Source organism: Paenibacillus sp. J23TS9 (assembly GCF_018403225.1).
GTDB lineage: Bacteria > Bacillota > Bacilli > Paenibacillales > Paenibacillaceae > Paenibacillus_AQ.
Map to the genome: position 1 here is coordinate 262,480 of NZ_BOSG01000004.1, position 19,850 is coordinate 282,329.

The following is a 19,850-nucleotide window of genomic DNA, read 5'->3' on the forward strand; positions in this document are numbered from 1 at the left end:
GTATCAAGTACCTAGACATATTAAAGAATTTTAAACTTCATGTCAATAAAAGGTTACGTCAATTTGCCTTCCCCTATACAGATTGCACCAAAAAAGCCGGCCTGAATGGCTCGCCATCCGGTACCGGCTATGTTTGGAAATCCTATACGATCATCAGCAGCATCTGTTTAAACGACGTTCAGCTCCACATCGATGTTTCCGCGGGTTGCTTTGGAATATGGGCAGAAATCATGCGCCTTCTTGGCGAGATCTTCTGCCTGAGACCGTTCGATTCCCGGCATTTTAATGTCCATTCGAACAGAAAGGCGGAATCCGCCATCGCTTTCATCCTTGCCAATCATTACATTAGAGTTAATCTCCACGTCATGGAGAGATACGCCTTCTTTGCGAGCGATATTAGCCAGCGCGCTTTCGTAGCAGGCTCCATAGCCTGCAGAAAATAGCTGCTCTGGGTTGGTACCGCTGCCGCCGGAGCCTCCAAGCTCCTTCGGCATGCTGAGATCATGCTTCAGGACACCGTCGGATGATGTGACCGAACCTTCACGTCCACCACGTACTGTTGTTGTAGCTGTGTATAGTGCTTCCATCTTCACCGTCTCCTTTTTCCTGAAATAACCTACCTCTTTCATTAAAGCTAACGGCCTGATTTGAAACGTATCACTTACTTTACAATGCGGAAAGGAAACATTTTTCATAACTTTTGTACACCTACACAAAAGTTTCCCTAGACGAACATATTTGTATGAGTACAATGAATATTAAGCTGTTTAATATATAAGAATAAATTGCAACAAGGTGTGTGATATAGATGAAAGACACTGAAGTAATGGATTCCGATCAAGCAGAAAACTGGACCAAGCCTAAGGAACGCTCCTCATTGTCAGAGCTAAACCACTCCATGAAGGTTCCGTTGAAGGGTTCCACTTTTCGTAAATTTCTCGCGTTTGTGGGTCCCGGCTACCTTGTGGCTGTTGGATATATGGACCCGGGCAACTGGGCAACGGATATTGCAGGGGGTGCCCAGTTTGGATATTCCCTGCTCGCCGTTATCCTGATGTCCAATCTGATGGCAGTACTGCTGCAGTCGCTTGCAAGCAAGCTCGGCATTGTTACCGGGCATGATCTGGCGCAGGCCTGCCGCAACCAGTACAGCAAGCCTGTCTCCATTGGCCTCTGGATTCTATGCGAGCTCGCCATCGCGGCCTGTGACCTTGCAGAGGTCATCGGCTCAGCCATTGCACTGAAGCTGCTATTCGGCATACCACTGCTTTACGGCGTTTTAATTACGGCTTTGGATGTCCTCCTGATCCTGCTTTTGCAGCACAAGGGCTTTCGGGCCATTGAAACGCTCGTCATTGTGCTCGTCTTAACGATAGGCGCATGCTTTGCTGTTGACCTATGGCTGGCAAAACCCGATGCAGGCAGCATTTTTAACGGGTTCATCCCAACTGCCGACCTGATTACCAATCATCAGAAGCTGTACATTGCCATTGCGATTCTCGGGGCAACGGTTATGCCGCATAATCTGTACCTTCACTCTTCGATTGTACAGACCCGGCAGTATGAAAATACCTACAAAGGCAAGCGCCAGGCCATCCGGTTTTCCGCGTGGGATTCCACGATCGCCCTGACCCTTGCGCTGTTCATTAACGCAGCTATCCTGATCGTCTCAGCAGCGACGTTTCATAAGGCAGGAATGACCGAAGTAGCGGAGATCAGCGATGCTTACCACATGCTGACACCCCTGGTAGGAACGACCCTTGCGAGTATTTTATTTGCCGTAGCATTGCTGGCTTCGGGACAAAATTCAACGCTTACCGGCACCTTGGCAGGACAGATCGTCATGGAAGGCTTCCTGGATATCAAGCTTCCCCCTTGGCTGCGCCGGCTGATTACACGTTTGATCGCCATCATTCCAGCAGTCATTGTTACGATCATCGCCGGGGAAAAAGGAACGGAAGAGCTTTTGATCCTCAGTCAGGTAATCCTGTCGCTCCAGCTCCCGTTTGCAGTCATTCCTCTGGTCAAATTTACCGGAGACAAGAAGATCATGGGAAGATTCGTCAACTCGGCTTGGGTGAAAATTCTCGCATGGTGTGTTTCCGCTATTATCGTTGTACTCAACCTGTTTCTCATTTATCAAACCTTCATGGGCTGATATCCCCATATACAAAAGTCCGCATGGCGTCTCAGGACGGCCATGCGGACTTTTATTTTCAAATAGACTGGTTATTTGCTGCCAAGCATCTGCAGCTCCAGATTCAGCTTCAGCACATTCACTCTCTCTTCGCCAAAAACGCCAAGATCCCGTCCTTCGATGCTCTTTGCAACCAGCTGCTTTAGCTGTTCCTCTGGAATATGGCGCAGGGCGCTAATCCGCGGAATTTGAACCTCGGCAGAAGCAGGCGTAATATGCGGATCCAGACCTGATCCGGAGTTGGTAATCAGATCCACAGGCAGCCCGCTGACAGCCACCTTGGGATTTTCTTTCTCCCACTGGGCGATGGAATCCTTAACTCGCTTCAGCAGCTCGGGATTCGACGGAGCGTAGTTGCCAGAGCCTGACCCGGCACCATCGTTATCAATGCTGGATATCCGCCCTTGGAAAAACGATGGATCCGTAAAGGTCTGCCCGATGAGCTCTGAACCCACCGTACGACCTGTGGTGTCCTTGACCATACTCCCATTGGCCTGATGCGGAAAGATCAGCTGGGCGAGTCCTGTGCTTGCCAGCGGATAAGCGATGCCGCAAATCACGATGAACAATAAGCTGGAGCGCAGGGCTATAAGCCAAATGGAGCCATGCGACACTTCTTCGAATTTCGCCGTTGTCTTCATTGTATATCATCCTTTTTCATAAGCTTGTGATGGGAAGTTTCCCTTTCTCTCTATAAACCAGACCTTAGATCCACAAATGCACAACCAAATCAATCAGCTTGATACCGGCGAATGGAGCAATGACACCACCGAGTCCAAAGATCATCAGGTTCCGGCTGAGCAGACGCGCCGAGCTCATTGGCTTGTATTTGATGCCTTTCATTGCCAGCGGGATCAGCAGCGGAATAATAACGGCATTGAAAATCAATGCACTCAGAATAGCCGACATCGGCGATCCCAGGGCCATCACATTCAGTACGTTCATCTGTGGAATGGCCACCATGAACATCGCGGGAATGATCGCAAAATACTTCGCAACATCATTCGCGATGCTGAACGTGGTCAATGCGCCCCGAGTCATCAGCAGTTGTTTACCGATGGCTACGACTTCAATGATCTTGGAGGGATCGGAGTCCAGGTCAACCATGTTTGCTGCTTCCTTCGCTGCCACCGTCCCGCTGTTCATTGCAATGCCGACATCAGCCTGGGCCAGGGCAGGCGCGTCATTCGTGCCGTCCCCGGTCATGGCTACCAGCTTACCTTCGGCCTGTTCCCGGCGAATCACGGCGATTTTGTCTTCCGGCTTGCTCTCCGCAATATAATCATCAACACCGGCTTCCCGGGCAATCGTTGCCGCTGTCAGCGGGTTATCCCCCGTACACATGATGGTCCTGATCCCCATCTCCCGGAGTTGTTCAAAGCGCTCCTTCATACCCGGTTTCACAGTATCCTTCAGGTGAATCAATCCATAGATTTTGTCGTCAACCGCAACTGCAAGCGGCGTTCCGCCTTCGGACGCGATCGCATCCGAATTCGCGGCAAGGTCTGATGGAATGCTGCCGCCTTGGGAAAGCACCCACTGGCGGACCGCATCAACCGCTCCCTTGCGGACATGACGTCCATCCTGCAAATCAATGCCGCTCATTCTTGTCTCTGCTTTGAATTCAATAAATTCGCCGCCTGCTGCAATATCCTCGTCATAGCCCAGCGTTTGCTTCTTCATCAGCTCAAGAACAGACCGTCCTTCTGGTGTTTCATCCTTAAGTGAGCTTACTGCCGCCCAATAGGCTGTTTCTGGCAGGGAAGCATCACCTGCAGGAATAAACTGGCTGGCCATCCGGTTACCATACGTAATTGTCCCTGTTTTATCCAGTATCATGGTATTGATATCACCGGAAGCTTCCACGGCCTTACCGGACATGGCCAGCACATTGAACTGGGTAACACGGTCCATCCCGGCAATCCCAATGGCTGATAGCAGACCGCCAATAGTCGTAGGAATCAGACATACCAGAAGGGATATGAGAACCGGAATATCAAGTGATATCCCCAAATATTTGGCAATTGGTGCAAGCGTGACGACCACAATCAGAAAGATCAGCGTCAATGTCGTCAACAGCGTACTCAGCGCAATTTCATTTGGCGTTTTCTGACGGGATGCGCCCTCAACGAGTGAAATCATTCTGTCGATGAACGATTCGCCCGGATCGCTGGTAATGGCCACCTTGATCCGGTCACTGACTACCCGTGTACCACCGGTCACGGAGCTGAAGTCGCCGCCCGCTTCCTTGATGACAGGGGCTGATTCCCCGGTAATGGCCGATTCATCAACTGAAGCGAGCCCTTCGATGACTTCACCATCCCCCGGAATCATCTCGCCCTGCGATACGATGACGATGTCACCTTTGCGCAGCTCTGTAGAATTAACAACTTTAATATCCGGACCAACACATTTATTGGCGGTTGTTTCTTTTTTACTTTTCTTCAGAGAATCTGCCTGTGCCTTACCGCGGCCTTCAGCCAGCGCCTCGGCGAAGTTCGCGAACAGGACCGTGAACAGCAGAATCAGAAATACAGTCAAATTAAAACCCAGGCGCCCTCCAGTGTTGAAATAGTCTGGAAACAGAACCATCAGCAAAACGACAAATGTGCCGATTTCAACCACGAACATGACCGGATTCTTCAACATAACGACCGGATTCAATTTAATAATGCTGTCCTTCATAGCATGCTTGATAATGCTGCCTGTAAGCATGCTTTTGCGTTTTCCGCTCATGATTCTTTCCACCTCATTTATTTTGGGAATTGAAGCCATTCCTTATTTAAGTGTTAGAAATTCCGCCACCGGGCCCAGAACCAGCACCGGCAGGAAGGTCAATGCTCCGATCAGGAGCACTGTTCCGACCAAAATGCCCGCAAACAGCTTTGTATCCGTATGGAAGGTGCCGATGGTTTCAGGGACCGTTCTTTTTCGCGACAGAGAGCCGGCTACGCCCAGGAGAGCGATAATCGAGACATACCGTCCCAATAGCATGACAAGCCCCGTGCTTACGTTCCAGAACACCGTGTTATCACCCAGGCCCTCGAAGCCGGAGCCGTTGTTCGCTGCGGAAGAAGTATACTCATACAAGGATTGGCTCAGTCCGTGATACATTGGGTTAGTCAAGGCATCCGTTCCCAGATGCGTCATAAATGAAACAGCCGTCGGAACCAAAATGATAAACGGATGCGCGAGTATCGCAATGGCAATCAGCTTCATTTCCCGGCTTTCGATTTTACGCCCCAGGAACTCCGGTGTCCGTCCAACCATCAAACCGCATATGAACACGCCCAGAATGGCATACATAATCATATTGACGAAACCTACACCCTTGCCTCCGAACACGACGTTCAGCATCATTTCCGCCAGTGGAGCAAGTCCGCCAAGCGGCGTCAGCGTATCATGCATGTTATTGACCGAGCCGGTCGTCGCCGCCGTCGTGACGGTCGTGAACAGCGCGGACTGCGCCACGCCGAACCGGACCTCTTTGCCCTCCATGCTGCCTTGCGTACTGTTGATGCCAAGCTCATTGATTAGCGGGTTGCCGCTTTTTTCCGAAAAATAGGTCAGGCACAGGAAAGCTGCGAACAGCACCATCATGGCCGAGAAAACAATCCAGCCCTGCTTGCGGTTTTTCGCAAACCGCCCAAAGGTATAAGGCAGCGACGCCGAAATCGTCCACATGCTCAATATTTCAATTACGTTCGTCAGCGGACGCGGATTTTCAAAGGGATGCGCCGAGTTCACGCCGAAAAATCCGCCCCCGTTCGTTCCGAGATGCTTGATCGACTCCAGGGACGCTACAGGCCCCATGGCAATGTGCTGCACTGCACCGCCAAGCGTGTTTACAGTAACGGTAGGCTCCAGCGTCTGCGGTACCTGCAGTCCCACCAGCACCAGCGTAACGATGATCGCGAGCGGCAGAAATACGCGGGTATGAGCCTTTACGAAGTCTTCAAAAAAGTTACCCATCCCGCCTCCTCTGCGGGTGATCCCACGCATAAATGAGATGGCAATGACCAGACCGGAAGCCGCCGACGTAAACATCATCATCGTGATGACGATCATCTGGCCGAAGTAAGACATGCCGCTTTCGCCGCTGTAATGCTGAAGATTCGTATTGGTCATGAAACTGATGACGGTATTAAAGGACAGGCTGGCCTCCATATTTCCGGTTTGATTCGGATTGACTGGCAGCCCTCCCATCAGTCTGAGAATCAAATAGCTGACGGCCACCAATATGATGTTGGTCGCAATCATACTGAGAGCGTATTTTTTCCAGTTCATGCCGGAGCGGTTTTTTAGACCGATGAACTTATAAAAGAGCTTTTCTACGGCTCCAAAAATTTTGTCCGTACGGTTCGCCTCATTGGAGAATACGTGATATATATAGCTGCCTACCGGTTTAACCAGCAGGAGCAGCACAGCGATAACGATACAAATCTGCAGGATATCCAAAATTGCTTCCTCCTCTTCAAGGCTGGTTTTCTAAAATCGTTCCGGATGGATCAGGGCATAGACCAAATAGATGAATACGAGCAGCGCCAGTACCATAACAACGATCATTTGTCTTCCCCTCCCCCATCCACGACATGGCCGCACCATCTTAGGAATAGCAGAAAGACACCAAATACCCCTGCAAGCGTCAAAATCATCAGAAAGTCCATCATGGCTTCACATTTTCCCTTCTCTTTCCCGAATAAGCACTATTTCAGCAAGAATCCAACCTCGCCGTTCAACGTATGAATGATGTGATTCGCTCCTAGTCCCCGGTAAATCCCCGGAGAATTATCCGCCCTTGTGATCACGTATATGGGACGCGATGTCCACGGCCGGCATATTTGCAGGTAGCGGCATGTTAAATTGAGACTGTTCTCAAAAATAAAGATCCGGCCGATCCTCTGTTCAGGAACGACCCACTCAACCGTGTTGTTGGTGTGGATCCGAATGATTTGCGAAGCTCCAAGCTTTCTAAGCTCGCGTTCTTCTTTCAGACTATTGGTAAGCACGGCGAAAGGCCGTTTGAGATAGATCAAAAGCTTAATAAAATTGCGTCCGACCTCGTTCGGCGCTGTAACGATGATGAGTTCCTCATCCACGACTTTGTGCTCCTCCTTCTGGCAGATTGTCTGAACATAAAATAGGCCGCAGGGAAAGAGGACCTTTCCCGCGGCCTACAAGTTCATGACGAAAGAAAGCCATGAAAATATGCTCACGACAAATGCTGCCTCTCCCTATACGCTTACGAGGTTAGCTGACGGATTAGGGCGTGAGAGTCGCCCATCCTCATTGTCCCATTACGGGACGGAAGGATTCACCCCTGCCTCATATGCCTAAAGCCATATGATGCTGTTGGTTCCCCCGCTTCCGGCCCTGGGCCGGAATTAAGCGTTAAAGACATTCAAATGTTATATTTTTTTGCATTTCATGCATTTTGGCAATAAGAAAAACGTCAATTGACGTACTTTCACAGAAGACAGACCGCGATTAGCGGAAATTTTTCTTGCAATATCAGGAAGTAATGGCTCTGTAGTTTATACTTTCTGATATTATAAAAAACCACAGAGGTTAACTGAACCCCTGTGGTCGATAGATATCGATCACAAGTTTCATCATTCCTCTCTCAAACAACGCTTACGAGGTTAGCTGACGGATTCGAGCGGTGAGAGTCGCTCTACCCGCGCCCGGATCCATGGCATCCGGTCACAGGATTCACCCCTGCGGTATCACCTGTCTCCGACTCTCACACCGGACAACTGGAGTACGCGCGATTGGTTCCCCCGATTCCCACCCATAAAGAGAGTGAAAATTCAGCGATTCAAAAATGGAAACGTCTTGAATTACGATTTGAATCATACACCCGCGTGCAATTAGTGTAAAGGTGGTGTGAAATCGCTTATCGCTTAAAATAAGATCATTTCAGCTCAGGTTATCGCTTACAAAAGTTTATATCTCCTTTTGGCTCTCGTATCCTCTCTATTTCACCTGTTTATATTAAACGGATTAGAGCCTTCCATTCTTCTTTCTGTCAATGAACACTGTATTTTCATAAAGTGACGTGAAGCAGCGCCAGAGCGAGCAAACGGTTGAAAAACAGCTGCTCCAACCGGCAGTCAGGCAGCCATGCCCTGAAAACGGATATTAAGGTGATTCCAGCCCTCTGCTGAGTTTGGCTGAGGCTTATGTTTCATTGTTCTGATCGATACGTAAGATTGAAATGAATTGATTCATTGTATAAAATTAAGTTGTATAAGATATAAGGAAGGGAGGAAGGAAAATGTCTGTGTACGACTATCATGCCCGCACGTTGCAGGGCAAGGAAAAACCTTTATCCGACTATCAGGATCAAGTGCTGCTTATCGTAAATACGGCAAGCAAGTGCGGGTTGACTCCCCAATATCGGGGGCTTCAGGAGCTGTACGAAAAATTTCATGATCAGCATTTTGAAATCCTCGGATTTCCCAGCAACCAGTTTGCGCATCAAGAGCCGGGAGGCAGCGAGGAAATTGCGGAGTTTTGCCAAGTCAATTACGGCGTAAGCTTTCCCATGTTCGAGAAAATCGATGTCAAGGGCGATAACGCCCATCCGCTGTTCAAGCATCTCACCGAAAAGGCGCCTGGCGTACTGGGCTCCAAGGCGATCAAATGGAATTTCACTAAATTTCTGGTCGACAAACAAGGGCGGGTTATTAAGCGCTACGCACCACAAACGACACCGGATAAAATTGAAGAGGATATTAAAAAGCTGATCGGGAATTCTTCTTCCAATTAAAAACAACGAGCGGCATATAATTTCGTATATCTGCTGAAAAAACAAAAAGATCCTTGCGGGAGCAAGGATCTTCTTCGTGTTCTTACTATAAATGCGGTAGAGAGGACTCGAACCTCCACGAGCATACGCCCACTACCCCCTCAAGATAGCGTGTCTGCCATTCCACCACTACCGCGCAGTGATAACTTTTTCAGCAACTTTTTTATTATATACCAACAGCCCGAAAATGTAAATAGCTATCCTGAAAATTCAATGTATAGACGGCAGGACCCGCTCTCACTAGCATCAAAATGACAAGTCCTGCCTTACGGTTTCTCATCAGAATAAAATACGTTATTGATCAAAAGATTGTTGTTTTTTATAGCGGGTAAAACTGATATACTCCTTAATAAACTCTTTTTCTTTTTCGGATAATAAGACGCTGGATTGATCACATTCGTCCCATACGTATGTACTCCTGTTTTCCTTTATAAGAAAAGACTCCGGTTCTTTGCCCAGAATGAGCCAATCCAAGCTGACGCCAAAAAACGAGGAAATTTCAACGAGCTTATTCGTGCTTGGTGTTGATTTACTCCTTTTCCAGTCTCCCAGATTGCCTGTACTGATCCCCAGCTCTTCACAAAATAGCTTCTTCGTCATCCCCCGCATTTTAATTAACGATTCAATTCGATCGTAAATGGATTGCATATAAGACCGCCTTCCAAATCGTCTTCCGACGACGCATATAAGTAATTATATTCTTGCAAAATTACGTAAAGACGTATATACTCTCCTTGCTATCGCAAATGATAACATATTGGTAATTGTATCATTAATTCCACCCTTTTTACCATTATTCTCCGCATGAACTGCAACTCCCCCGTCAAACTGGACGAGCATGCCGCACATCGATATAAGCACTTCCAATTCATATAGAGGGAGCGACTTTATTTGTTTAATTCAGGCATTAGTATTCTTGAAATCATACATTCACTAAGACAAGCCATTGCGGTTGTCAACCCCAAAGGCTACATCCTTTCTGTCAATCATGCCTGGGTTCAAAATTCGAGTGAAGGCGGCATACCTGCATCATTCAACTGGACGGGAATTAATTTCACACAAATATTTGCGGCCCTTTCAGAAGCTGAAGGACGTTGTCCCAACGCGCTTGATCCCGTATTGAACGGGACTAGCCCGCTTTTCCGCACGGAGTTTCAATCCTCTTTCGAGCGGAGCTTAAAATGGTTCTTATTCGAAGCCACCACGGTTTATTATGAGGATTCGCACACCGTCAAAGGTATGATCGTTTGCCTCACCGATATTACCCAAAGCAAGATGCTAGAACAGGATTTAATGGAAGCGCTGACTCAAATCCGTACCCTGCGCGGTCTACTCCCTATTTGTGCGGTATGTAAAAGAATACGGGATGAGGACGACATCTGGAATTCAGTGGAAAGCTTTCTTGAAAAGCACACCCATGCCGAGTTCACCCATGATATCTGCCCGGAATGTATTCGTCGTTTGTATCCCAAGTATTCATCCGTACTCGATGGCCCCTCCTATTCCTAGTGATAAGTAAATACCCACATATAATCTGCACTCCTTCAGTTCAACATCATAAAACCCCGCTCTCGTTTTCATTCCTTCCATTTGGAAAAAATGATTGACGATTTTCATTGATGTGAATATAATTGTCTTGACAATTATTTTGAAGGAGTGTTTTGCTCTGAGCAGATTCACATCAACCCATCAATCCATCGGATTCCGTTTTGGCAATATGTCACGTAAAATGTCCGCTCTTTTTGCAGGCAGACTCAAGCCTTATGGCATTACCCCCGAGCAATGGACCGTTCTTTACCAGGTATATCTTCAGGAAGGAATTAACCAGAAGGAGCTTGCCACGAGATCCGGTAAGGATCAGCCTTCCATTACGCGTATTCTGGATGTGCTCGATAAAAAAGGCTTCATCCAGCGTAAACCCGATCCTGGAGACCGCAGAGCCTATTTGATTTACGCTACTTCGGCTGTACAAGAGCTAATGAACGAGACCGTACCGCTGGAGCTCAGCCTGAATGATGAGCTGATCGCCGGCATTTCAGATGAACAGTTGCAAACGCTGGATCAAATTATGAAACAGATTAATGCTAATATCGATCGAATTTTTGTAGATTAGAGGTTACAACCATGGAAGACATCAAAGAAAAGCTATGGACGCGGGAATTCGTTATGCTCACCGTGTGCAATCTACTGCTGTTTTTAAATTTACAGATGGTCTTATCGCCACTGCCAGGCTATGTTAAAGAGCATTTTCATGCGGGAGCCTTTACGGTAAGCATGTTTACGACCGTATTTGCTTTGTCCGCCATTATTTCACGTCTCTTCTCGGCCAAGGCACTGGAGAAAGGCAAACGCAACACCATCCTGTTTCTCGGTATCATTCTCGCGTTTCTCGCCACCTTGGGTTACCTATGGAGCGGAACGCTAGCCTTGCTTCTGTGCATGCGGATCCTGTTCGGTGTAGGCTTCGGGATGGGCAGCACCACGCTTCCAACGATGGCATCCGGGGTAATCCCGATTCGACGCCTAGGTGAAGGAATGGGCTACTTTGGACTTTCTACCAGCATCGCGCTATCCCTCGGACCCGTAATCGGCAGTATGCTGCTGGAAAAACAAGGATTCCCGTCGCTGGTATACGCTACATTGATTGTTATCGCCCTGATCTTCCCGCTGGTATATCCGCTGGCCAAAAAGGTGAAGCCACCCGTTTCGGCGTCCCTCCCCCAGGAATTCACAGCCGTTCCGCGTAAAAAGGGCTTTCCCAAAACACTGCTCCTGCCAAGCTTGCTTAATATGCTCATGTCCGTCACTTACGGCGGTCTGCTCAGCTTCATCAACCTGTTCGGCAAAGAAGCGAGTTTGGCCAATGCCTCGCTCTTCTTCCTGTTTAATGCAGCCGCTGTAGTTCTCATCCGGCCAATATCCGGTAAAATCTATGATAAAAAGGGACATAAAGCGCTGCTCATCCCTGCGGCAGCATTCCTGATCGGAGGGCTCTGGCTGCTGTCCTATTCGACTTCAACCGGATTTCTCGCATTGGCTGCGCTTTGTTATGGTCTTGGCTTCGGTACAGCCCAGCCAACCCTGCAATCCTGGATGATTCAATTGGTTCCCCCACAACAGCAGGGCATGGCCAACAGCATGTATTTTAATTCGCTTGATTTAGGGATCGCCGTAGGCGCCTTAATTCTCGGACAGATCGCATCCTTCAGCAGCTACGGATCGATGTACCGGTATTCCTCCCTGTTCCTTGGTATCTTTATTGTATTGTATGCTCTGTATCTGCTAACCCGATCCAAGGACGGAAGCAGATTACTGAAAGCTTCCGCAGACAATCGAACGATGGAGAGATAGGACTTGCTTCCCCCTTCTGCATAAAGGCAGAAGGGTTTTTTATAGTAAAAATCAAAATCTGCAGCACATGTGACGCTCCTCCTTGCTCTGCTATTCTACCTACAATTAAAATTTATGGTGATTCTTGGTACTGCTATCCCATATAATGTTCACAGAAGGTCCGCTATAGAGATAAGTGTTCAATTATATTGGGGGAGCCGTGAATGAATAACAGCATTTCAAAAAGAAATTGGCTGCTCAATTGAATTCTCGGAATGAGCGGACAAATATGCTGGAATATCAAGAACTCTTGGTTTAACACGTTCGTGTACACCAAGATCGCTAAGGATCCGGCGATCATTTCCAGGATGGTTGTTGTAAGCGCTGTCATGCCGTCGCTGGCGACTTTCGTCATAAGAACATGGAGTGATCTTGCATGCAAGCGAAAGCCATTTATAGCTGCCTGGTACCCATTACATAAGGAGGATCTAAATCTATGAACAATCATCGCATTACGACATTTTCGGATTTGCTTTATCCCAATGGCACCTTGATGCAGAAGGGCTATTCTACCAAAGCGGTCATGCACTATAATCGGCGGTATATTAAATCCGCACCATGGCGTATCAAGGAATGGGACTTTTACCAGGTATCCAATGATGACTTCTGCCTTCAGCTGACGATAGGCCATGTCTCTTATGCCGGCAATGTCTCGGCCATGCTGATCGATTTCAAGAATGAAAAGACCTATACCGTCACCGATATGCTGGTTCTTCCTTTTAACAGGCTGAAGATGCCGGAATCGGCCGAGCATGGAGATCTTGCGGTTCATCGTAAAAAGATCGACATGCAGTTTGAGGTATATAAAGGCGGACGCCGTCTTCGCTGCAAGACCCGTGATCCTAAAGCACAGCATAATATGGAGATTGATATTCTTCTCTCCCAGCCTGATCAGGAGTCACTGGTCATCGCCACACCATTTGATGATCATCCCAAGCATTTTTACTACAATCATAAAATCAACTGCATGCCTGCCAGCGGTACGGTGAAGATGGGGGGGAATACCATCACGTTCGAGCCGGATACCGCATTTGGACTTATCGACTGGGGCCGCGGTGTATGGCCGTTCAGCCATGAGTGGTTCTGGGGCAACGGAAGCACCTGGATTGACGGCAAACGCTTTGGCTTCAACATCGGTTTTGGATTCGGCAATACGGAGGCTGCCACCGAAAACATTCTTTTCTATAACGGAACCTCGCATAAGCTGAACCATGTATATGTGGATCTGGCTGCTGGCGGATACATGTCTCCCAAAAAATTCACCAGTGACGATGGGCGTTTTGAAATGGATTTTGAGCCCGTGTTCGACCGTTATACCGAGACAAAAATGCTGTTTGTGGACAATGGCTGCCATCAAATTTTTGGCCGGTTCACCGGCAAAGCCGTCCTGGATGACGGCACGGTGCTGGAAGTGAAAGATATGATGGCTTTCATGGAGCATGCGGTGAATAACTGGTAATTTCATTTCATATAAAAGCCCTTCAGCCATGAACGCAGAAGGGCTTTTTATATATCAAAAAAAGTGAGGCACAGTTCCTTACCAAGGCCATTCCCGACCAAGCCAATCTCTCATCACTAATCGGTCTTCTTCTGACGTCTCTTGGTCCTGATAACGATTTCGAAGGAAATAAGAAATGGCCATGCGAGCCGCATCGTTCGCATCCAGTTCTCCTTCGGCGCTGAGCTTGCCGGACATATAAGATCTCACCCAGCCGGGGTGATATAAACGGAACGTGTAGCCCATCGGCCGAAGCTCATCAAACAGACATTGGACACCGCGGTTCAACGCTGTCTTGGACATGCAGTAGCCGTACCAGTTATCCCGGCAGCTACGCGCCAAACTGCCGGCTTCTGATGAAACGAAGCAGAGCCGCTTCCATTCACTGCGTTCCATGAGCGGCTGCAGGGCTTGCACCATACGCATCGGACCGATGGCATTTACGTTAAATATGCGCAGCACTTCTTTGTCATCCTGAAGTTCATGGATGCTGCTAAACTGCCGGGTGGCTATCCCCGCGTTGTTGATCAGCAAATCCACCTGCCCGGTCTGATCTGAAATCATCCTGCCGGCTTCCTGCACACTCTTGTCGCTGGAAACATCCAGCGGAATGAGTGTTAGACGTTCGGGCTCCGCCTGCGCCAGCTGCTGTAGTTCAGGCCAGTCTGCCATGTAACTGCCTGCAAACACGTTCCAGCCCTGCTCTAACAACCTCTTGGTCATTCCAAGACCGAGGCCGCGGTCAGCACCCGTTACAACTGCCGTTTTGTTCATGCACGCTTTTCCCCCTCTCTATGCCGTTATAGCGGAATCTCTGCACCCGCTTCATTCAATAGCACCATTCTTTCCTCATCCTCGCGTGAATGTGTAAAATAGCGAAATGCAGCTTCAGCGGAAAGATTCATGTCTACCTCTGCCGCAGGTGCATACAAACGGAAGGTGTAACCTTCACGGCTTAAATCCCCATGCATCATTGTATAAGCCATATGTAAAGCGGCCTTCGACATGCTGTAACCCATACTGCTTCCGGGTAGGCTGAGCCCCAAGCTTCCCTTCGGGTCCGTAAGAAGCGCAATCCGCTTCAACCCTTGATGCATCATAGGCAAAAATGCCTCAACGACCCGGATCGGTCCAAGAGCATTCCCGTTAAAGGAATCCAGCAGCCCTGCAGGGGATATGGAGGCTATGCCAGCAATCTCATCTTCTCCTGTCGACACCGTCTGGCTGACGATCAAATCGATACGATCGGTGATACGCTGAACATGAGCAGCCGCTGCTTGAACGGAGTCTTTCGACCGTGGATCAAGCGTTACGGCACGGATCTGTTCCGTTCCCGTAAAGCTTAAGCCCATACTCTCAGGGCTGCAGGCAATAACCGTCCACTGATGCATTGCAAAATAACGGCAAAGGGATGTGCTCCAAGGATGCTGAGCTTCTGTGATAAGTACGACCTGTGTCACCCAGCATCTCTCCCCTGTCCGTTATGTAAGCACCATTCCAAGGATTGTCTCAGCAATTTCTGGTACTCCGGATGCAGCCATACCTCCAGGTTGTGACCCGGTGTCAGTACGCATACACATCCCGCCCCCTGCTGCCTCGTCCAGCCTCCCGGCTGCTGTCCATGCTCCGAGCTGGTTGACAGAAAGATGTCCTTATCATGGCCCGCTGTGACATCCACAAAGTAATGCTCATCTTTTATCGTAAATTCATGGATACCTTGTGTAATCGGGTGTTCGTCAACCGGCTTCATCGTTACCGGGCACTGCTCGGGATGATGGTTGAATACGGCACCCACCAGCTCACGCATCGCCAGCGAATCCTTATATCCCACAGTGCCTGAGTGGATGACCAGAAGCGCACCTCCCCTATTCACATAAGATTGAAGCACCTGCTCCATCTGTATTGAGATCCAAGGCTTTTCCTCTTCTGCCGACACCCGGTTGGATTTGCTAATGAGAAGCACGGGATATTCTTGTAACCGTTCCACAGCATGCTCCTGAAAATCAGGTCCGGTTGCCAATATATAATCAAATTCAAAGTCATGTTTCCGCAGCGGCTCCAAGCCTTCCTTGATCACATGAGCCGGATGCCAGTTGTCGTCGCATAATACCAAGACGCGCATATTCTCCCTCCCCATAACAGCGTTTACAATTTATTCGAACAAGACCAGTATTCCAGAATCCCGATCAACTTACAAGATAAATCGAAAACGTTGTCGGTTGGAGGAGTCATGCAATGCAGCCTTTTCTAAAATAAAAAACGCTCCCCGATGTTGGCGAAAAGCGTTTGTTCGTTTTTAGAATTTTGAGACAGCTTAGGGTACTTCGGATTTCAAGAAGTCACCCTGCGGAGCATGGGACTGAATAACGATGGCAGAATTGAAACATGTCCTTCGCCCTGAACCTCAAGCATTGAAGTGCTTTGCGGACCCCGGCCGCTTGCTGCCAGGGTTTGATACAGTTCCTTCGCATCGCTAATCATGTGAGGCTTTTCAAAGCTCCCCACACTCAGATGCAGCTCAATATCCGTCTTTTCAAGCTCTAAATCTTCTTTTGCATTTTCCCATAGATTAAGCAGCATATGGTTTTTCCACCATACCGATGGACTTGCCGCAAAATAACGACGATATGCGGCGGGCCGCGTAAACAGGGTATATAAGGTCAGGAAACCGCCTAGAGAATGGCCGAAAAGGGATTGTCTGGAACGGTTAACAGGATAAGCTTCCTCCACGGCAGGCTTCAGTTCATACTCCATAAAGTCAAGAAACGCTTCCACTCCTCCTGTATGAGGCCAAGCGGAACCATCAGGTCTTGCAGGCAGCTCATCCTCATCCGCATACACGGTATAATCATAAAACCGCTCCTTTGTTACAATGGGCTCGGAGGAATCATAGCCAATGCCGACAATGACAGCAGGCGGGATGCCATGCGGACCTCTTGACTGCAGTCTGATAGCCTCCGCGAGCGAGCCGAAGGAAGCATTCGCGTCCAGCGTATAAAGAACAGGGAAGCCTCCTTCCGGCGGGGAACCCATGGGTTCAGCGATGAAAATACGGTATTCGCGTCCCGTCAGGCCCGACTTCATGCTCCACATAAGCGTTCCGGGGATTTGTGCTGCTCCCAAACGGGTTAAAGCCGGCTTTGGATCGTTTGGTTCCTTCTTGAACAGCCACTTCAGCGACTCCGGAAACTGCTTTACCATAAAAAGCGGATCATGCGTACCCTCCTGATCTATATCCAGCTTCAACCGGCTTGCCTGCATCCCCTTTTCGAGCCATAACCGATGAGCTTCCCTCGTATTCTCTACCATGCATCTCTGCCGATTCTTTTTATAAATGCCTTCATTGCTTCCAACAGACATGTAAACACGCTGCTGATCTTCCATTCCCTTATGCTCCCGAATAAAATCCATAACGCCCTCATACCAGAAGGATGCCGATACCAGGCCGATGCGGCCAAAGGTTTCCGGACGCCAGCACCCTGCGAAGAATGCGATCAGGCCACCGAATGAGCCACCGATGATGGCGGTTGTTTCCGCCTGCCCTTTCGTACGGTAGCGGCTGTCGATATAGGGCTTAAGCACATCCGCGACTTCATCCGCATAGGCCCGTCCCTCTCCGCCAAAAGGCGGATAACTTTCCACTAGTGCAGCAGCAGGCCATGGCGTATATTCGTCATTCCGTGCATCAGATACGACACCAACCAGAATAATCTCCTCCAACTGGCCGGATGCATACAAATGCTCCAGATAATTAGCACAATCGGTAAAAAGATCCCCGCCATCCTGGACATACGCGACTGGAAAACGGCGCTCTGATTCCTCATAGGATGGCGGCAAATAGAGAATCAACTTCCGATCACCAACCGTAAGCTGCTGATATCGAATCATATATTACTCCCCCTGTTGAACCTTTCTGCTTACGCTCGCGAGCGGATCAGCAGAAAAACAAAATATGGTACGCCGATAATGGACACGACAATGCCAACAGCCAGTTCAGCTGGGGCAAATAGGGTTTTCCCGATAAAATCGCCAACTAGCACCATGATCATACCGACAACACCGCTGACCGGGATGATATGAATATGCCGTAAACCTACAAGCCGTCTGGCCAGATGAGGAGCGATTAAGCCGATAAAAGCGATGCTGCCGGATACGGCGACACTGGCACTGACCAGACCGACGCTGCATAGCAGAAATATATTTTTTTCCCGTTCTACCGACATGCCCAGGCTCTTCTGGCTTTCACTGCTTAGCTGAAACAGATCAAGCACATGGGAACGCATGCAAATCAACGGTAAAAGCAGCAGCCACGGCAGCATCGTAACAACAAATTTCCAGTTGGCGCTGTGCAGACTCCCAGCGAGCCATACGACAGCCATCTCATAATCGCTCGGATTCATCTTTAGAGAAATGTACACGGTGAGGGCTCCAAAGCCCGAGGCGATGGCGATACCTACCAAAATCAAGCGCTGGGGATCGAGCTTGCCTCCCTCGTTGGCGAACATATAAATGGCAGTCGTCGCCGCCAGACCGCCAGCCACGCCAAATATAGGCATCATCATCACTCCAAGCCAGCCCGTGGCGGTGATGCTCCCTTGGAATAAAAACATGAACAGCACGACGGACAGCCCAGCTCCTGCATTGACGCCCAATATTCCAGGATCTGCGAGCCCGTTTCTTGTTACGCCTTGGATGATTGCCCCTGCAATTCCCAGAGCAAAGCCAACAAGTCCGCCAAGTACGATCCGGGGGAGACGGAATTCGAATACCACCAGATCATGTTCCGGCTGGGGATGAATCCTTAGCAGCGTTTTGATAACATCGAGCACCGACATGTCAAACGTCCCGTTCGTTAAGCTGAGATAGACGGCAGCTGCGGCAAGAAACAGTCCCGAGACCGTGACCGTCCAGAATCGTCCATGGGATATTTTACTCACGCTGTGCACCCCCTCTTGTTCGGATGAGATACAAGAAGAAAGGAACGCCGATCAAGGACGTGACCACACCCACAGGCGTTTCGAACGGGTAATTGATAAAGCGCGCCACAATATCACACAGCGCAAGAAAGATCCCGCCCAGCACACCAGACACCGGAATGATCCAGCGGTAATCCGAGCCTGAACAAAAACGGGCAATATGCGGAATAATCAGACCTACAAAGGCCACCTTACCGGCGAGGGCCACGGAGACTCCTGTCAGCAGGACGACAGCCAAAATAGCCAAAGCCTTGGTCAGCCAGGTACGAATTCCTAGTCCTCTGGCAACCTCTTCGCCCAGCGACAATGCCGAGATGGATTTCGATATCACCAGAGCCAGCGTCAAGCCGACAATGGCAAATGGAATACTTAATCGGATAAGCTCGGGATCCATTTGATGCAGCCGGGCGTTATACCAAAAGCTGATATTTTGCGAAACCTGATAATAGGTTGCTATCCCATGCGCCGTCCCGCTGAGAAAAGTACCAATAATGGAACCTAGAATAGCCAGCTTTACAGGACTTAACCCGTTCGGAATACACCAAGCCAATCCAAAGACCACAGCTGCACCGAAGGCAGAACCAATCAGCGAGCTGATAATATACATATTCGGATTCACGTTCGGTAGAAATACCATACATATCGTTACGGCAAAAATAGATCCGTCTGACACGCCCATAATGGACGGTGAAGCCAAATAATTACGTGTCATGCCCTGCATTAAAGCTCCAGAGACCGCGAGAAATGCACCTATCAGCATTGCACCAACTGCACGCGGCAGACGCGAGGACATAATAATCTGGTGATCCACATTATCCGGATTGAAAGCAAAAATAGAGTTCCAGACTTCGCCGGCCGTGATACTTTTGGCACCATACAAAATCGAAGCAAGAATTAGTAACACAATGGCTGCCGGGGCTATTCCAAGAATAACCGCCGGCAGCGTACGTTTAAGCTGCATAATCAACACGCCTTATA

19 protein-coding genes, 1 tRNA gene and 2 riboswitches are annotated in these 19,850 nt (G+C 49.0%); of the genes, 6 read left to right on the plus strand and 14 right to left on the minus strand.

All coding sequences use genetic code 11. The features are described 5' to 3' along the window. Positions 1–167 precede the first annotated feature (167 nt). Complete coding sequence (locus KJS65_RS22805; RefSeq protein WP_213652143.1) at positions 168–587, minus strand: organic hydroperoxide resistance protein; 420 nt, start codon at positions 585–587, stop codon at positions 168–170. A 221-nt stretch (positions 588–808) separates the two neighbouring features. Here KJS65_RS22805 and KJS65_RS22810 point away from each other — a divergent pair, with 221 nt between their 5' ends. Further along, positions 809–2,158 carry an Nramp family divalent metal transporter gene (locus KJS65_RS22810; RefSeq protein WP_244864742.1) on the plus strand — a complete coding sequence of 450 codons (1,350 nt, stop codon included), beginning with the start codon at positions 809–811 and terminating at the stop codon, positions 2,156–2,158. A 71-nt stretch (positions 2,159–2,229) separates the two neighbouring features. On the opposite strand, the gene kdpC is transcribed toward KJS65_RS22810, so the two are convergent. The 5 genes from kdpC to KJS65_RS22835 form a co-directional block, all read right to left on the minus strand. Next, on the minus strand, positions 2,230–2,838 hold the full coding sequence (kdpC, locus tag KJS65_RS22815; protein ID WP_213652144.1) for a potassium-transporting ATPase subunit KdpC: 609 nt from the start codon (positions 2,836–2,838) through the stop codon (positions 2,230–2,232). A 64-nt stretch (positions 2,839–2,902) separates the two neighbouring features. Further along, positions 2,903–4,933: a potassium-transporting ATPase subunit KdpB gene (gene kdpB, locus KJS65_RS22820; protein ID WP_213652145.1), complete on the minus strand. Its 2,031-nt coding sequence runs from the start codon at positions 4,931–4,933 to the stop codon at positions 2,903–2,905. 42 nt (positions 4,934–4,975) lie between these two features. Then, the gene (kdpA, locus tag KJS65_RS22825) at positions 4,976–6,655 is read right to left on the minus strand and encodes a potassium-transporting ATPase subunit KdpA (protein ID WP_280531351.1); all 1,680 of its coding nucleotides are present in this window, start codon (positions 6,653–6,655) and stop codon (positions 4,976–4,978) included. Positions 6,656–6,685: 30 nt separating this feature from the next. Further along, positions 6,686–6,802 carry a K(+)-transporting ATPase subunit F gene (gene kdpF, locus KJS65_RS30310; protein ID WP_213652146.1) on the minus strand — a complete coding sequence of 39 codons (117 nt, stop codon included), beginning with the start codon at positions 6,800–6,802 and terminating at the stop codon, positions 6,686–6,688. Positions 6,803–6,903: 101 nt separating this feature from the next. Beyond that, positions 6,904–7,296: a hypothetical protein gene (locus tag KJS65_RS22835; RefSeq protein WP_213652147.1), complete on the minus strand. Its 393-nt coding sequence runs from the start codon at positions 7,294–7,296 to the stop codon at positions 6,904–6,906. Between the two features lie 124 nt (positions 7,297–7,420). Next, positions 7,421–7,598, minus strand: a riboswitch (cyclic di-AMP (ydaO/yuaA leader). A 214-nt stretch (positions 7,599–7,812) separates the two neighbouring features. Beyond that, positions 7,813–8,023: riboswitch (cyclic di-AMP (ydaO/yuaA leader) on the minus strand. A 451-nt stretch (positions 8,024–8,474) separates the two neighbouring features. On the opposite strand from KJS65_RS22835, the gene KJS65_RS22840 reads away from it, so the two are divergent. Next, positions 8,475–8,969, plus strand: a complete 495-nt coding sequence (locus KJS65_RS22840; RefSeq protein WP_213652148.1) for a glutathione peroxidase — start codon at positions 8,475–8,477, stop codon at positions 8,967–8,969. A 92-nt stretch (positions 8,970–9,061) separates the two neighbouring features. Here the strand turns inward: KJS65_RS22840 and KJS65_RS22845 are convergent. Together KJS65_RS22845 and KJS65_RS22850 are read right to left on the minus strand one after the other, a co-directional pair. Then, positions 9,062–9,144, minus strand: a tRNA-Leu gene (locus KJS65_RS22845). 158 nt (positions 9,145–9,302) lie between these two features. Continuing rightward, a complete protein-coding gene (locus tag KJS65_RS22850; protein WP_213652149.1) occupies positions 9,303–9,656 on the minus strand; it encodes a helix-turn-helix domain-containing protein in 354 nt (117 codons plus the stop codon). 243 nt (positions 9,657–9,899) lie between these two features. Between KJS65_RS22850 and KJS65_RS22855 the strand changes: the two genes are divergently transcribed. The 4 genes from KJS65_RS22855 to KJS65_RS22870 all read left to right on the plus strand — a co-directional run bounded on the left by KJS65_RS22855 (position 9,900) and on the right by KJS65_RS22870 (position 13,857). Continuing rightward, on the plus strand, positions 9,900–10,517 hold the full coding sequence (locus tag KJS65_RS22855; RefSeq protein ID WP_213652150.1) for a nitrogen regulation protein NR(II): 618 nt from the start codon (positions 9,900–9,902) through the stop codon (positions 10,515–10,517). A 94-nt stretch (positions 10,518–10,611) separates the two neighbouring features. Next, complete coding sequence (locus KJS65_RS22860; RefSeq protein ID WP_244864744.1) at positions 10,612–11,121, plus strand: MarR family winged helix-turn-helix transcriptional regulator; 510 nt, start codon at positions 10,612–10,614, stop codon at positions 11,119–11,121. A gap of 11 nt (positions 11,122–11,132) precedes the next feature. Then, positions 11,133–12,359, plus strand: coding sequence for an MFS transporter (locus KJS65_RS22865; RefSeq protein ID WP_213652151.1), 1,227 nt, complete (start codon positions 11,133–11,135; stop codon positions 12,357–12,359). Between the two features lie 475 nt (positions 12,360–12,834). Further along, entirely contained in the window at positions 12,835–13,857 is a 1,023-nt protein-coding gene (locus tag KJS65_RS22870) for a DUF2804 domain-containing protein (RefSeq protein WP_213652152.1), read from the plus strand. A gap of 78 nt (positions 13,858–13,935) precedes the next feature. Here the strand turns inward: KJS65_RS22870 and KJS65_RS22875 are convergent, their stop codons facing one another. The 6 genes from KJS65_RS22875 to KJS65_RS22900 form a co-directional block, all read right to left on the minus strand. Then, positions 13,936–14,670, minus strand: coding sequence for an SDR family NAD(P)-dependent oxidoreductase (locus KJS65_RS22875; RefSeq protein WP_213652153.1), 735 nt, complete (start codon positions 14,668–14,670; stop codon positions 13,936–13,938). Between the two features lie 26 nt (positions 14,671–14,696). Continuing rightward, positions 14,697–15,356, minus strand: coding sequence for an SDR family NAD(P)-dependent oxidoreductase (locus KJS65_RS22880; RefSeq protein WP_213652154.1), 660 nt, complete (start codon positions 15,354–15,356; stop codon positions 14,697–14,699). Further along, positions 15,353–16,018 (minus strand): ThuA domain-containing protein, encoded by a 666-nt coding sequence (locus KJS65_RS22885; protein ID WP_213652155.1) that lies wholly within the window; start codon positions 16,016–16,018, stop codon positions 15,353–15,355. Before KJS65_RS22885 ends, KJS65_RS22880 begins: the two co-directional genes overlap by 4 nt. A gap of 209 nt (positions 16,019–16,227) precedes the next feature. Then, positions 16,228–17,784 (minus strand): alpha/beta hydrolase, encoded by a 1,557-nt coding sequence (locus tag KJS65_RS22890; RefSeq protein ID WP_213652156.1) that lies wholly within the window; start codon positions 17,782–17,784, stop codon positions 16,228–16,230. A gap of 29 nt (positions 17,785–17,813) precedes the next feature. Next, complete coding sequence (locus KJS65_RS22895) at positions 17,814–18,833, minus strand: FecCD family ABC transporter permease (protein WP_213652157.1); 1,020 nt, start codon at positions 18,831–18,833, stop codon at positions 17,814–17,816. Beyond that, positions 18,826–19,833: a FecCD family ABC transporter permease gene (locus KJS65_RS22900; RefSeq protein WP_213652158.1), complete on the minus strand. Its 1,008-nt coding sequence runs from the start codon at positions 19,831–19,833 to the stop codon at positions 18,826–18,828. The genes KJS65_RS22895 and KJS65_RS22900 overlap by 8 nt, the downstream gene beginning before the upstream one ends. Positions 19,834–19,850 lie beyond the last annotated feature (17 nt).

What these genes read in the sequence shown, in the direction of transcription:
- KJS65_RS22840 (WP_213652148.1), top strand. Translation starts at nt 8,475, where the DNA reads ATGTCTGTGTACGACTATCATGCCCGCACGTTGCAGGGCAAGGAAAAA.
- KJS65_RS22810 (WP_244864742.1), top strand. Translation starts at nt 809, where the DNA reads ATGAAAGACACTGAAGTAATGGATTCCGATCAAGCAGAAAACTGGACC.
- KJS65_RS22870 (WP_213652152.1), top strand. Translation starts at nt 12,835, where the DNA reads ATGAACAATCATCGCATTACGACATTTTCGGATTTGCTTTATCCCAAT.
- KJS65_RS22850 (WP_213652149.1), bottom strand. Translation starts at nt 9,656, where the DNA reads ATGCAATCCATTTACGATCGAATTGAATCGTTAATTAAAATGCGGGGG.
- KJS65_RS22875 (WP_213652153.1), bottom strand. Translation starts at nt 14,670, where the DNA reads ATGAACAAAACGGCAGTTGTAACGGGTGCTGACCGCGGCCTCGGTCTT.
- KJS65_RS22900 (WP_213652158.1), bottom strand. Translation starts at nt 19,833, where the DNA reads ATGCAGCTTAAACGTACGCTGCCGGCGGTTATTCTTGGAATAGCCCCG.
- KJS65_RS22865 (WP_213652151.1), top strand. Translation starts at nt 11,133, where the DNA reads ATGGAAGACATCAAAGAAAAGCTATGGACGCGGGAATTCGTTATGCTC.
- KJS65_RS22890 (WP_213652156.1), bottom strand. Translation starts at nt 17,784, where the DNA reads ATGATTCGATATCAGCAGCTTACGGTTGGTGATCGGAAGTTGATTCTC.
- kdpC (WP_213652144.1), bottom strand. Translation starts at nt 2,838, where the DNA reads ATGAAGACAACGGCGAAATTCGAAGAAGTGTCGCATGGCTCCATTTGG.
- kdpB (WP_213652145.1), bottom strand. Translation starts at nt 4,933, where the DNA reads ATGAGCGGAAAACGCAAAAGCATGCTTACAGGCAGCATTATCAAGCAT.
- kdpF (WP_213652146.1), bottom strand. Translation starts at nt 6,802, where the DNA reads ATGGTGCGGCCATGTCGTGGATGGGGGAGGGGAAGACAAATGATCGTT.
- KJS65_RS22885 (WP_213652155.1), bottom strand. Translation starts at nt 16,018, where the DNA reads ATGCGCGTCTTGGTATTATGCGACGACAACTGGCATCCGGCTCATGTG.
- KJS65_RS22805 (WP_213652143.1), bottom strand. Translation starts at nt 587, where the DNA reads ATGGAAGCACTATACACAGCTACAACAACAGTACGTGGTGGACGTGAA.